This is a genomic window from Pseudoalteromonas undina (genome assembly GCF_000238275.3).
Taxonomy (GTDB): Bacteria; Pseudomonadota; Gammaproteobacteria; order Enterobacterales; family Alteromonadaceae; genus Pseudoalteromonas; species Pseudoalteromonas undina.
The window spans coordinates 2,379,607-2,393,889 of record NZ_AHCF03000003.1 but is presented as its reverse complement, the minus strand read 5'-3'; the positions used below and the strand labels follow the sequence as shown (position 1 = coordinate 2,393,889).

The following is a 14,283-nucleotide window of genomic DNA, read 5'->3' as shown; positions in this document are numbered from 1 at the left end:
TTCAGTCACAAAAAGCAATGTACCGCCTTCTTGTTGATAGTGATTATCAGTTAGATTTGAGTGGTTGTCAACATCTTAATGCAAATAATTCTCATTAACTTTGGGCTGATTGTATATTAAATTACAGGCATAAAAAAAGCCCGTAAGGGCTTTTTAGTTTCATATCAACCGTCACCGATATGAGCAATGTAGCAAGTAAGTAATAGACGATTATCTGCAATCAATATCAAGGGGCGTTGTGATTAATAACAGATAATCTTAGCTTTAACGTGAGCCACACGTTGTTTCAGGGTCGAGAAACAAATGAACTTTACCGTCACAAAAAGCAATGTACTTCCTTCTTGTTGAGATTGATTATCAGTTAGATCTAAGTAACTGTCAACACCTAAATGCAAATAATTCTTATTTTAACTTTTTGTTCATTTATAGCACTAAAGTAAGGGCTGATTTTTGCTGCAATTCTCCTTATGCTAAGTTAAGTATTATAAAAATAATAACAAGAACAAAAATATGTTTTCTATTTGGTTTATTAGCCTTATTGCCGTGGTGTACCTAGGAGTATTATTTGCAGTGGCGGGGTGGGCAGATAGGCGTAAGGTGCTGCCATTCAAAGGTATGATTTATGGTCTGTCACTGGGTGTATATTGTACCTCATGGGCTTTTTATGGCACAACTGCGCAAGCCGCAAGTAATGGTTGGTGGTTAGCACCAACTTATGCGGGCACTATTATATTATTTATTTTTGGCTGGCAATTGTATTGCCGTATTGCACATATTTGTCGACAACAAAAACTCACGTCATTGGCTGATTTTATTGCTACGCGATATGGGCAGTCGTCAAGTCTGTCAGGGCTGATCTCACTTATTTCAGTAATAGCGATTGTGCCGTATATTTCTCTTCAGCTAAGTGCAACTGCGCAGAGCATCAACTTAGTCACCGACCGAGCCCCTACTCAAAGTAACCAAGTGTGGGCTGATAGTACGTTTTATATCACTTTATTACTGGCTTTATTTGCGATTTTATTTGGTGCCCGAAGGCTTAAACCTAGCGAGCATAACCCTGGACTAATCGCCAGTATTGCCTTTGAATCAATAGTAAAGTTACTGGCTTTTATTGGGGTGGGTTTATATGTCTGTTTTGTTTTATTTGATAGCCCAGTTGCACTCTACGAGCAAGCACTAGCGCTAAATATACCTAATCAAGTTGCGGCAACTCAAAGCCCTGTTTATGTATATGTTGCGCATACTTTTTTAGGGATACTGGCAACGTTATGTTTACCACGCCAGTTTCATATGAGCTTTATTGAAAATAACAATAATAATGAACTGGCTACCGCTCGGTGGTTATTTCCGCTTTATTTATTGGCCATTAATTTATTTATATTACCCATTGCTTATGCGGGGCTGGTTTACTTTAACGGCAATAGTGTAGGTCAAGATACCTTTGTATTAGCGTTGCCAATGGCGGCAGACAATAGCGGGGTAACCTTACTTGCCTTTTTAGGTGGCTTTTCGGCGGCTACCAGTATGGTAATCGTCTCGTCAATTGTGTTGTCGGTGATGATCACTAACGATTTTATCAATCAGTTTATCTTACGTCGTTCACAGTTAACTTCAAGTAGCCGAGGGCTAGATAAAAATCACTTGCTGCATGCGCGTAAAATAGTGATTGTGCTGATATTGTTACTTAGCTATTTCACTCATAGAGTGCTTGCAGAAACTACCACGCTAGCCAGTGTTGGGCTAATGTCGTTTACCTTGGTGGCACAATTTGCTCCTGCGATGATCATTGGTTTGTGGTGGCGACACGCATCGTGTCGTGGTGCACAGTTTGGGATTTTAAGCGGCTTTGTTATTTGGGGGTACACTCTATTACTACCGAACTTGGCCAGTGGCTTAGGCAGCCAAAGCAGTTGGTTAGTTGAAGGGCCGTGGAATATTAAGTGGTTGGCTCCTACTGATTTATTTTCATTGGGTTTAGAAAGTATAAGCCAATCATTACTATTGTCGTTAGGGGTTAATACGCTAGTGTATTTGCTTGTACCACTATTTAGTCGTGCAACGCTTGCTGAGCGTCTACAAAGTAATAAGTTTATTTCACAATTAAATGACTCGCGATTAAACACTGCATTACAGCCACTCAATTATGAAGACCTAGGTGCTTTATTACAGCGTTTTGCTGAAAAAGACGCGAGCCACTCTTTAGTGCAGCAGTATTTCCCACATGAAAAAAGCCAATGGAAGCGGATTGCTAATGTTGAGCTTGAGTTATTAGTTGAGCGTGAAATGTCAGCGGTTATTGGTGGCGCATCAGCACGGCTAATTTTAGATGTAGCGAAAAATGAGCAGCGTCAGCCTTTAGAGCAAGTCGCCGAGTTTGTAGATGAAGCTAGCCAAGTACTTAAATTTAATCGTGATTTGCTGCAGTCTACAATCGAAAATATTCAGCAAGGCATTAGCGTAGTTGATAGGGAACTTCGCTTGGTAGCCTGGAATCAAGGTTATAAGCAGATGTTTAATTATCCTGATAGTGCTTTGTATATAGGCCGACCTGTTGCCGATATTATTCGCTTTAACGCTGAGCGAGGCTTATTTCGTGGTGAGGATATTAATACTGAAGTTGATAAGCGTTTAGGGTATTTAAAGCAAGGTAGTGCTTATAAATATCAGCGTGCTCACAACGATGGGCGAGTATTTGAAATGCAAGGTAACCCTTTACCTGGCGGTGGATTTGTAACGACCTATACCGACATAAGTGAATTTGTAAAACAACAAAAAGCGCTCACACAAGCTAATGTAAGCCTTGAAGAAAAAGTGGCTACGCGAACTGCGGCATTAACACAGGCTAACCAAGCGCTTTCTAAAGCTAAGCAAGTAGCAGAGCAAGCAACAGTAAGTAAAACGCGTTTTTTTGCCGCAGCGAGTCACGATTTATTGCAGCCATTTAATGCAGCAAGTTTGTTTTGCTCGCTGATGAACGAAAAAGCTCAAGATACTGAGCTTAAAGAGCTAGCCATGAATATTAAAAATTCATTAGGCAGTGCGGAAGAGTTACTTTCAAGTATTTTGGAATTAACTAAGCTCGATTCGGGCTCGTTTAAAGTACAGCTAACGGAATTTAATGTGAGTAGTTTAATAGAGCCATTGCGTAATGATTATTTAGCTCTTGCTCAAGAAAAAGGCCTCAGCTTTGTTGTTGAGTCGTGTGAAGCGCGAATTTACACAGATAAAGCATTACTTAAGCGTGTACTAAGAAACTTACTAAGTAATGCGATTCGCTACACTGAGCACGGTGAAGTACGCTTAAGAGTCTTACTTGATGAACGCCATGTGTCGTTTGTGATTGAAGACACAGGCATAGGTATTGCCACTAGTGATCAGCAGAGTATTTATCAGGAATTTAAACAATTGGGTGAAAAACCCAATGCTGAAGGACTTGGTTTAGGGTTGTCGATCACCAAACGAATTTGTGACTTACTCGGGATCCCGTTAGTAATGGGGTCGCAACTTAATCAAGGCACCCAATTTACTTTAACCATGCCATGCAAACCTAGTTTAAAAACACCAGCCACTGCGCATGTACCTGCCAATTCAGAAACTGAATTGGGTCGTTTATGTATTTGGCTTGTGGATAACGATCGTAATGTACTTGAAGCGCTGAAACAGTTGCTAGAAAACTGGGGCTGTGAAATTGCCACGGCCACTAACTTAATTGAACTTGAGCAACTCAAAGCAGAAAATACACTACCACAGCTACTTATTGTTGATTATCAGTTGGATGACGGTGTAACGGGTCTTGAGGTGATTGAACAAGCAGGATTAATGACGCTGCCTGCCATTGTTAATACTGCAAACCACGATGAGCAAATACGCGAGCGCGTACTCGATGCAGGTTATCCTTTATTGTACAAACCACTTAAAGCACCGGCATTAAAAAGAATGATAAAACGACTGACTTAGAGACGTACACTATATTAGCTCGCCTCTAACTTACCAACTTGAGATAGCTGATTAAACAAAATGCCTGCTTGGGTACGGTTATACACATTCAGCTTTCGCAAAATGGCCGATACATGTTGTTTTATGGTGGTTTCTTGAATCGACATTTCAAAGGCAATTTGTTTGTTCAAAAGCCCGTCGGCTATCATCGCGAGTACACGGTATTGCTGTGGAGTGAGTTTTTCTAGGTTGCGGGCAAAATTGCTCTGTTCGTCATTAACAACCACATCAGTTAAGTCAATATCTGTTGGCAACCAAGAGTCTCCATTGAGTACATGTTCAATGGCTTCACTGATCACATCAAGGGATGATGACTTTGGAATATAGCCTGCAGCACCTAAGCTCATGGCTTGTTTTATGATAGTGGGGGTTTCGTTAGCCGATACCATAATAATTAATATATCAGGGTATTGATTTCTTAGTTGTGAGAGCGCTTGTAAACCATTGGCGCCAGGAATTGTTAAATCTAAAAATATCAGCTCTATCTCGGGGTGTGATTTTAATAAGCTAAACAACCCGTCGATATCGCTGGTTTCTTTTATATATTGTTCTGGTACGGAAGTCGCTGCTGCTTGACGTAGCGCACTTCTGAATAAAGGATGGTCATCAGCAATTATGGTATTCACAGCACAAGCCATTTCAAATAGTCTCCAATGCATTAAGTTATATGTGATTTTGCGATGTGAAACAAGGTTTGTCTGTGGGGATAAACAGGCAAACCCTAACGCTTAAATTAAATTTTAAAAACGATAGCCCACAGTGAGTGATATTGCGCGAGGGTCGCCGTAGTAACCAATCAAGGTATTATCGCCACCAAGACCCGGCGTGTATTTGCTGGTATCAGTTGGATCTGACGGATCAGGAGCCACGAACTGATAACCACCAATCATGTATTCTTCATCGGTTAGGTTTTTACCATAAATACCCGCAGTCCAATGGCCATCTGTGCTGTACCAAGTAACACCAATATTTAATAATCCGTAGGCGTCTTGTGTTAAGAGGCTATCTTCTTCGAACAGTGCGTAATCACCACGGTGATAGTAATTACCATTTATAACGAAGTCGCCCATTTCTGTGTATAAACGATAGGTAGCACCTAAGTTGAAAGTTAGATCTGGGGTGTTTGAAACACTAAAACGGTCTGATTTATCAAATGTTTCACCGGTATCAGGGTTGGTATCAATTACATTTTCAAAACTACTGTCGATGTAACCGATTGACGCGTCGAAAGTTAGTGCATCGCTTGCAACATAGCTAAGTTCTAATTCAACGCCATCAGACTTAGACTCGCCAATATTACCTAAGCGCTGGTTTAAATCTGCGGCGCTGTCACCAGGTAATACCGAAATATACTGACGATCCTTGTGATCAAGTGTGAATACGGTTAAGTTTGCGCGTAAATTATCATTCCATTCGCTTTTCATACCTAACTCAATAGAGTCAACCACTTCGGGCCTTGCTGCTGGTTCTGCTGTTGTAGCTCGTGGATTAAATGTCCCTGATTTAAAGCCTTGCGAGTAACTAGCAAAAAACATAATGTCGTTATTGTATTGGTATTCCACACCGGCACGAGGTGTAAAGCGTGACCAATCTTCGCTGTCATCGAGTACGGTAGGCACTAATTGGCCTTCAGGGCGTACATAACCCGGGATCCAACCTGATTCAGGATAAACAACGTCAAAAATAAGACCATTATTTACAATCGCTTCTTTGCTGTCTTTGGTATAGCGTGCGCCTAGAGTCATTGACCATTTTTCATCAAAGTCATAGCTTCCTTGTATATAAGCTGCTTTGCTGGTGGAGTTGCTACAACCGCTTACTTCACGAGTAAGCCCAGGGGCCCCTAAACTTTGACCAAGCACACCTAGTACAGCCTCAAATTGGCCGCAAGATTCACCATCATAGTAATATAAGCCCGATACTAATTTGTAGTCATCGCCACTGTGATTTAGCTGCAATTCATGCGTGGTTTGTTCATCGTCATAAATGGCTGGAACATCAAAAATAGGTAAAGAGGTATTATCAAAGTCGATATTGGTTGGTGAATAGCTTTCTCTTGTTGCTGCAACGTATTTAATGCTGGTGTTTGCGCTCATATCCCAGCGAGCAGTTAAGCTCATACCTTCAAGTTCTACTTTGTTCCATGTTGGTAAACTAGTATAAGAGTCATACACGCTATCTGGCACAGGCGCATTAGTTAATATGCTTGGAAGTAAGCGATATCCGCCTTTCGCGTTAGAGTCATCATCGGTTTTATCCCACGCTAAACGAAAGAATAAGTCATCGGTTGGGGTGTACTCTAGCGTAACCCGTGCAGCGGTAACATCTTTGTTGTAGTTTTCGCGATCTTGGTTATCAAGCGCAGACGTTAAAAATTCACCATAGCCATCACGGTTCAATGTGGCAAAACCAAAACCAACATAGAGTTTTTCGTCAATAAGTGGGAGCTGTCCAGTAACTTTTAAATCTTTTTGGCTGTAGCTGCCTACGGTGCCTTGAATATTTAGCGTTGCATCTCCGCTCATTTCTTTGGTGACATACTTTACTGCACCACCAATAGTGTTTTTGCCATATAGCGTACCTTGCGGGCCACGTAATACTTCAATTTGCTGCACATCAAGTAAGTCGAGCACGGCACCTTGCGGGCGGGCGATGTATACATCATCAATGTAAATACCTACACCAGGTTCATAACCCCAGAGAGGGTCTTGCTGACCTACACCGCGAATAAACGCAGTGATAGTAGAGTTAGTGCCTCGGCTTGATTGTAGTGTGGTGTTGGGCGAAAACTGCTGTACCTCGGTCATCACACTAATGCCATTTTCTGCTAATTCTTGTGCGCCAATTGAGGTTACGGCAACCGGAACTTCTTGTAAGTTTTCAACGGTTTTGCGAGCGGTTACTTCTATTCGCTCTAACTCTGCTTTTTTTACTGTAGAGGCTTGTTCAGCTGCCACACTTGTTGTGCTTAATAAGGCCAGTGAAACAGCGAGTGTAACGGGTGTGATATTTTGTTTGAGCTTTATCATTGGTGTGTTCCTGTTGTTATTAGTTGATTATTTGTTTGCTCATGTCACCTGCACTTAATGTAGAAGATAGTGTTAAAAAATGAATTAGTACCATAGTGCTATATGTTTTTAACACCTTGACTTATCTTGCTTTTAAGCCAAGTTTAAAGCATGTAGTACCTTAGTGTTATGTCTTTATTTTCGCTGAGCGATAAAACTAACAGCAGTTACTGCGATGTCACCTCATCTGGGTAATAACAATAATTATAGGAATGTCTATGCTGAGTATGATAGGGCTGTTAGGCGGTTTAATACTGCTAATAATTTTAACGTTGCGTGGGGTCAATTTATTTATTGCCGCGCCAATATGTGCATTGTTGGTTGCACTAACTAGTGGGATGGCTATATTCCCGGTGACTGCCGATAGTAATTTTATTAACGCGTATATGGATGGCTTTGCTGGATTTTTAAGCGCATGGTTTTTTATGTTTTTGCTGGGCTCGTTGTTCGGTAAATTTATGGAAGATACAGGCGCAGCAGACAGTGTAGCCAGTTACATTGTTGGCAAATTAGGTATGAAGCATGCGGTGCTCGCGGTGGTGATTGCTTGTGCCGTACTGACTTATGGCGGAGTTAGCGTATTCATAGTGGCGTTTTCGGTTTACCCGATGGCGCTCAGTTTATTTAAAGACGCTGATTTGCCACGGCGCTTTATACCTGCAACGTTAGCGTTTGGTTCAGTGACGTTTACTATGACCTCTGCGGGCTCGCCTGAAATTCAAAATTGGATACCCGTAAAGCATTTAGGTACCTCACCTTATGCCGCGTGGGAAGTAAGCTTAGTGGTGGCTATTTTTATGGCGACAGTAGGTTACTTTTGGCTAAATAAAATGATTAAAAAGGCGGTTGCCAAAGGTGAGCGCTTTGCTGCTAGAGACGACGATCCGGTTATTTTAGAGCGTAAGCGGCCGCACCCAATCACCGGCGTTATTCCTTTGCTGGTGGTGCTACTTCTATCATTTATATTACATGATGTTTTACAGCAAACTGCGCTGATTGTGGCGCTGCTTGGTGGTGTTTTAAGTATTGTGGTCATTAATTATAAGTATTTCCATAACATGGCCAATGCAATCAATATGGGTACCACTGGTGCCTTAGTGGCGATAGGTAACACTGCAGCTGTAGTTGGGTTTGGCGCTGTGGCTAAAGTATCACCGGCTTTTATTGCTGCTGTTGATGCTATGACTCATATGCCAGGTAATGAGCTGGTGGGGGCTGCTGTTGCAGTGAGCGTCATAGCTGGGTTAACGGGGTCAGCATCCGGCGGGCAAGCGATTGCACTACCGCTTGTGGCTCCTGGATATTTGGATATGGGAGTTAATCCAGAGCAATTACACAGAGTGGTTGCTATTAGTTCTGGTGCATTAGATAGCCTGCCACATAATGGCTACGTGGTCACAACCATTAGGGCCATTTGTAAAGAAACACATCAACGCGCTTATTGGCCATTAGCTGCATTGACCGTGGTTATCCCATTGGTTGGGGTGGCTCTTGCACTAAGCTTATTCATCACTTTTTAAGGAATTGCAATGAGAATAATATTATTAATAGGGTTGCTGTTTTTATTTAGTAGTACCGTGTTTGGCGCTGATAAAGCAGAGCCATTACTAGTAGAAAAGCAACATTTTAGCACTGAAAACTTCACAACGGTTTCAGGTACAACGTTGCCACAGGTTGATATTGGCTGGGAAAGTTATGGTGAGCTTAACGAAGCCAAAGATAATGTGATTTTGATCACTCATTATTTTTCTGGAACCTCTCATGCTGCAGGTAAATATTCAGCCGACGACGCCGCAGCAGGGTACTGGGATGCGTTAATTGGCTCAGGAAAAGCCATAGATACTAACAAGTATTTTGTGATCAGCTCTGACACCTTAGTCAATGCCAACTGGCATGATGAAAATGTAATCACCACAGGCCCAGCGTCAACTAATCCCAAAACAGGTAAACCATATGGTTTAGATTTTCCTGTGGTTACGATTACTGACTTTGTGAATGTGCAAAAGCGTTTACTCGAAAGTCTAGGTATCACTAAGTTACATGCCGTGATGGGCGCATCAATGGGGTCGTTTCAAGCTCTTGAGTGGGCAACGCGTTACCCAGATAAAGTAGAGCGGTTAATTCATGTGATTGGCGCTGCAAAAATGGATGCATGGACAGTCGCTGCCCTTGAAAAGTGGGCATTGCCAATTCGGTTAGATAAAAACTGGCAGCAAGGTAATTACTACGGCAAGGAACGCCCATTAGATGGACTTGCCGCCACCATGCTTAATATTACCCAAGATGCCATGCACCCGATTATTTATAACGCTAGCTTCCCTGACTTTAACGTACTTGATGAAGGCGCGTTAAAAGACATTCGTATCTTGCCAAAATTAAGCCAAACACTGGCGCAAAGAGCCATGGCAAGAGCAAAAGCCCAAGATGCAAATCACGTATTGTATTTGGTACGGGCATCACAACTGTTTACTGCCGGTATGGAGCAAGACTTAAGTACAGCACTTAAAAAGGTCAGCGCTAAAACATTGTTATTACCTGCCACCAATGACCTACTTCTACGCCCTGAAAATATGCGAACCGTGTATGAGTCAATGAAGTCGCTGGGGAAAGACGTTCAGCTTTCTGAAATTGAAGGCGGTTGGGGACATTTGGATGGCATTTTTTCAATCTTGCCTAAAGCGCAGCTTATCAGTGAGTTTTTAGAGGAATAGCAGTATGAGTCAAAACGTTTTAATCACCGGTGCAGCTAGTGGAATAGGGTTTTATATTGCTGAGCAGTTAGCTCTTGCTGGGCATACTATTATTGTTACCGATCTTAATGAGCAACAGGCTCAACAAGCAGCGCAAAAAATAGTTAATCAGGGTGGTAACGCTCATGGTTACGCACTTAACGTTGCTGATAGCCAAGCGATTGAGGACTTTTTTAACACCTTTACGCAACCTATCGATGTATTAATTAATAATGCAGGAATACAGCATGTGGCAAAACTTGAAGACTTTCCTGCAGATAAGTGGCTGCTTTTACAGCAAGTGATGTTGGTTGGCCCCGCAATGATGAGTAAAGCAGTTTTGCCACGTATGCGGGCGCAAAACTTTGGTCGAATCATAAATATTGGTTCTATTCATGCGATGGTCGCCTCTAAATATAAGTCGGCTTATATCGCTGCAAAACATGGCTTAATCGGCTTTACTAAAACTATGGCACTCGAAACAGGGGATGCCAATATTACTATTAATACTGTTTGCCCTGCCTATGTGAAAACGCCTTTGGTAGAACAGCAAATTGCCGCACAAGCAAAAGAACATGGTATTTCTGAGCAACAAGTGATCGACACGATTATGCTAGCGCCCATGCCGAAAAAAGCATTTATCGGCTTAGACGAGATCCTACATACCGTTAGTTTTTTAATGGCCGATGCAGCTCGTAACATTACCGCCCAAGCGATCGCCATTGATGGCGGTTGGACTGCACAATAGGAGGAGCCAATGGCAGGTTTTGATAAAGTAGTTACAAGTTACAGCGAAGCGATGGCGGGTCTTGAAGATGGTATGACAGTTATCGCTGGTGGTTTTGGTTTATGTGGTATTCCAGAGGGATTAATTGCACAGATTAAGCGCCAAGGCACCCGAGACTTAACCTTAGTGTCGAATAACTGTGGTGTTGATGGTTTTGGTTTAGGGTTGCTACTCGAAGGCAAGCAAATTAGTAAAATGATTGCCTCGTATGTTGGTGAAAATGCGTTATTTGAGCAGCAGTTGTTGAGTGGTGAGTTAGATGTTGAACTAACGCCACAAGGGACGCTAGCCGAAAAAATGCGTGCCGGTGGTGCGGGCATTCCTGCCTTTTATACGGCAACAGGTGTAGGTACTCCGGTCGCCGAAGGCAAAGAAACACGCACTATTAACGACCGTGATTATTTACTTGAGCCGAGTATTACCGGTGATTTTGCTATTGTGAAAGCGTGGATAGCGGATCGCTATGGAAATTGCATTTACCGCCATACAGCGATGAATTTTAACCCCATAGCCGCAACCGCAGGTAAAATAACCGTGCTCGAAGTTGAAGAAATTGTCGAGCCAGGCGAGCTTGAACCAAGCCAAATTCATACACCCGGTATTTATATTGACCGTGTTATTAAAAGTGAATTTGAAAAACGGATTGAAAAAATCACAACGCAACCGGCCGAGCAATAAGGAGTACATAGTTATGGCATTAACACGAGAGCAAATAGCAAAACGCGTGGCGATGGAACTCGAAGATGGCTACTACGTCAATTTAGGCATTGGTATACCAACACTTGTCGCGAATTATGTGCCTGAAGGCATTGAGGTGATGTTGCAATCGGAAAATGGCCTTTTAGGAATGGGGCCATATCCACACGCTGGCTCAGTGGATGCGGATATGATCAACGCGGGGAAGGAAACAGTAACCGCAGCAACTGGTGCCGCTATTTTTAATTCTGCAGAAAGCTTTGCCATGATCCGCGGTGGGCATGTTGATTTAACTGTTTTGGGGGCTTTTGAAGTTGACCAAAATGGCAACATTGCTAGTTGGATGATTCCTAACAAGCTGGTTAAAGGTATGGGCGGAGCGATGGATTTAGTGGCTGGGGCAAAAAATATTATTTGCACCATGACCCATGCAAACAAACATGGTGAGTCAAAACTATTAAGTGAATGTAGCCTGCCACTAACCGGTGTTGCCTGTATTAATAAAGTAATTACGGATCTCGCTTTATTAGAAATTAAAGACGGCGCTTTTCACTTGTTAGAATGCGCGCCAGGAGTAAGTGTTGATGAAATTAAAGCCAAAACGGCGGGTAATTTAGTTATTAACGACAAAGTCAAAACCATGACTTTTGAGTAATTTTACTAATGATGGGCATGGAGCAAAATAATTTTATATGCTTCATGCCATCACTGCATTGCACTTATTAAGCACTTAAGTCATTTAAATTCAGTTTATAACGGGCCCCTATCAAGCCCATCTCATACCCCAAAATATCTTTAAAGCAAGTTTTTTATAAATTGATTGCATTTTAAGCGACTTCTATGGTGATGTTCGCTTTAAGTAATGCTATACTCCCGCCGAATAATTTATCGACTTTATTAAGAGTAAAATTAATGGCAGATTTATCGAAGTACAGAAACATTGGTATTTTCGCGCACGTTGATGCGGGTAAAACCACAACTACTGAGCGTATCCTAAAGCTTACAGGTACTATCCACAAAACAGGTGAGGTTCATGATGGTGAATCGACTACCGATTTCATGGATCAAGAAGCTGAGCGCGGTATTACTATCCAGTCTGCGGCAGTAAGCTGTTTCTGGAAAGATCACCGTTTTAACGTTATCGATACTCCTGGACACGTTGACTTCACAGTTGAAGTTTACCGTTCACTTAAAGTATTAGATGGCGGTGTGGGTGTATTCTGTGGTTCTGGTGGTGTTGAGCCACAATCAGAAACTAACTGGCGCTATGCGAACGAATCAGGTGTTGCACGTATCATCTTCGTAAACAAATTAGACCGTATGGGTGCTGATTTTTACCGTGTAACAGCGCAAGTACAAAAAGTACTTGGTGCTACTCCACTTATCATGACTTTACCAATTGGTATTGAAGATGAATTCGTAGGTGTTGTTGACGTTTTAAACAAGCAAGCATACGTTTGGGATGACACTGGTCTTCCTGAAAACTACGAAATCACTGACGTTCCTGCAGACATGGTAGACAAAGTTGACGAATACCATGAAATGCTTATCGAGACTGCTGTAGAGCAAGACGATGACCTAATGGAAGCATACATGGAAGGTGAAGTACCTTCAGTTGAAGATATCAAGCGTTGTATCCGTAAAGGTACTCGTGACCTTGCATTCTTCCCTACGTTCTGTGGTTCTGCATTCAAAAACAAAGGTATGCAACTTGTTCTTGACGCAGTAGTAGATTACTTACCTGCACCTACAGAAGTTGATCCTCAACCTCTTATGGATGAAGAAGGTAACGAAAACGGCGAGCATGCAATTGTATCTGCAGACGAACCTTTCAAAGCGCTTGCATTCAAAATCATGGATGACCGTTTTGGTGCGTTAACATTCGTACGTATCTACTCTGGTGTGCTTAACAAGGGTGACACTATCCTTAATGCATTTACAGGTAAAACTGAGCGTGTTGGCCGTATGGTTGAGATGCAAGCAGATGAGCGTAAAGAGCTTACTACAGCACAAGCGGGCGATATCATCGCTATCGTTGGTATGAAAAACGTGCAAACTGGTCACACTCTATGTGATCCTAAGCACCCAGTAACACTTGAGCCAATGGTATTCCCAACTCCAGTAATCTCGATTGCTGTACAGCCTAAAGATAAAGGCGGTAATGAGAAAATGGGTGTTGCTATCGGTAAAATGGTTGCAGAAGATCCATCTTTCCAAGTTGAGACTGATGAAGATTCAGGCGAAACTATCCTTAAAGGTATGGGTGAGCTTCACTTAGATATCAAAGTAGATATCCTTAAGCGTACTTACGGTGTAGACCTTATCGTTGGTCAACCACAGGTTGCTTACCGTGAAACTATCACTCGTGAAATCGAAGATAGCTACACGCATAAGAAACAATCTGGTGGTTCTGGTCAATTTGGTAAAATCGATTACCGCATCAAGCCAGGCGAAGTGGGTTCAGGTTTCGCGTTCACTTCATCAGTTGTTGGTGGTAACGTACCTAAAGAATTCTGGCCTGCAGTTGAGAAAGGCTTTAAGTCAATGATGGGTGAAGGTGTTCTAGCTGGCTTCCCAGTACTTGACGTTGAAGTTGAGCTTTTCGACGGTGGCTTCCACGCCGTGGATTCATCTGCAATTGCTTTCGAAATCGCTGCTAAAGGCGCTTTCCGTCAGTCTATCCCTAAAGCGGGTGCACAACTTCTTGAGCCAATCATGAAAGTTGACGTGTTCACACCAGAAGATCACGTAGGTGATGTAATTGGTGACCTTAACCGTCGTCGTGGTATGCTAAGCAATCAAGAAGCTGGTTTAACTGGCGTTCGTATTAAAGCTGACGTACCGTTATCAGAAATGTTCGGTTACATCGGTTCACTACGTACAATGACATCTGGTCGTGGTCAGTTCTCTATGGAGTTCTCACACTACGCTGCATGTCCACAAAACGTAGCTGACACAGTAATCGCTGCAGAAAAAGAGAAAAATGCTGCTAAGTAATTAGCAC

9 protein-coding genes are annotated in these 14,283 nt (G+C 42.4%); 7 read left to right on the top strand and 2 right to left on the bottom strand.

The genetic code is table 11. The features are described from left to right. The first annotated feature begins 510 nt into the window (after positions 1-510). The gene (locus PUND_RS14705; protein WP_010392246.1) at positions 511-3,960 is read left to right on the top strand and encodes a PAS domain-containing hybrid sensor histidine kinase/response regulator; all 3,450 of its coding nucleotides are present in this window, start codon (positions 511-513) and stop codon (positions 3,958-3,960) included. Between the two features lie 14 nt (positions 3,961-3,974). Here the strand turns inward: PUND_RS14705 and PUND_RS14700 are convergent, their stop codons facing one another. Together PUND_RS14700 and PUND_RS14695 are read right to left on the bottom strand one after the other, a co-directional pair. Then, positions 3,975-4,637 (bottom strand): response regulator transcription factor, encoded by a 663-nt coding sequence (locus PUND_RS14700; protein WP_010392247.1) that lies wholly within the window; start codon positions 4,635-4,637, stop codon positions 3,975-3,977. A 102-nt stretch (positions 4,638-4,739) separates the two neighbouring features. Further along, positions 4,740-7,028: a TonB-dependent receptor gene (locus tag PUND_RS14695; protein ID WP_010392248.1), complete on the bottom strand. Its 2,289-nt coding sequence runs from the start codon at positions 7,026-7,028 to the stop codon at positions 4,740-4,742. Positions 7,029-7,285: 257 nt separating this feature from the next. Here PUND_RS14695 and PUND_RS14690 point away from each other — a divergent pair, with 257 nt between their 5' ends. The 6 genes from PUND_RS14690 to fusA all read left to right on the top strand — a co-directional run bounded on the left by PUND_RS14690 (position 7,286) and on the right by fusA (position 14,276). Continuing rightward, complete coding sequence (locus PUND_RS14690; protein ID WP_010392249.1) at positions 7,286-8,587, top strand: GntP family permease; 1,302 nt, start codon at positions 7,286-7,288, stop codon at positions 8,585-8,587. Between the two features lie 9 nt (positions 8,588-8,596). Further along, positions 8,597-9,778 (top strand): E22 family MetX-like putative esterase, encoded by a 1,182-nt coding sequence (locus PUND_RS14685; RefSeq protein WP_010392251.1) that lies wholly within the window; start codon positions 8,597-8,599, stop codon positions 9,776-9,778. Positions 9,779-9,782: 4 nt separating this feature from the next. Next, entirely contained in the window at positions 9,783-10,544 is a 762-nt protein-coding gene (locus PUND_RS14680) for a 3-hydroxybutyrate dehydrogenase (RefSeq protein ID WP_010392252.1), read from the top strand. A gap of 9 nt (positions 10,545-10,553) precedes the next feature. Further along, positions 10,554-11,261 carry a CoA transferase subunit A gene (locus PUND_RS14675; protein ID WP_010392253.1) on the top strand — a complete coding sequence of 236 codons (708 nt, stop codon included), beginning with the start codon at positions 10,554-10,556 and terminating at the stop codon, positions 11,259-11,261. A 13-nt stretch (positions 11,262-11,274) separates the two neighbouring features. After that, positions 11,275-11,934 carry a CoA transferase subunit B gene (locus PUND_RS14670; protein WP_010392255.1) on the top strand — a complete coding sequence of 220 codons (660 nt, stop codon included), beginning with the start codon at positions 11,275-11,277 and terminating at the stop codon, positions 11,932-11,934. A gap of 257 nt (positions 11,935-12,191) precedes the next feature. Beyond that, positions 12,192-14,276, top strand: coding sequence for an elongation factor G (gene fusA, locus PUND_RS14665; RefSeq protein WP_010392256.1), 2,085 nt, complete (start codon positions 12,192-12,194; stop codon positions 14,274-14,276). The last annotated feature ends 7 nt before the right edge of the window (positions 14,277-14,283 follow it).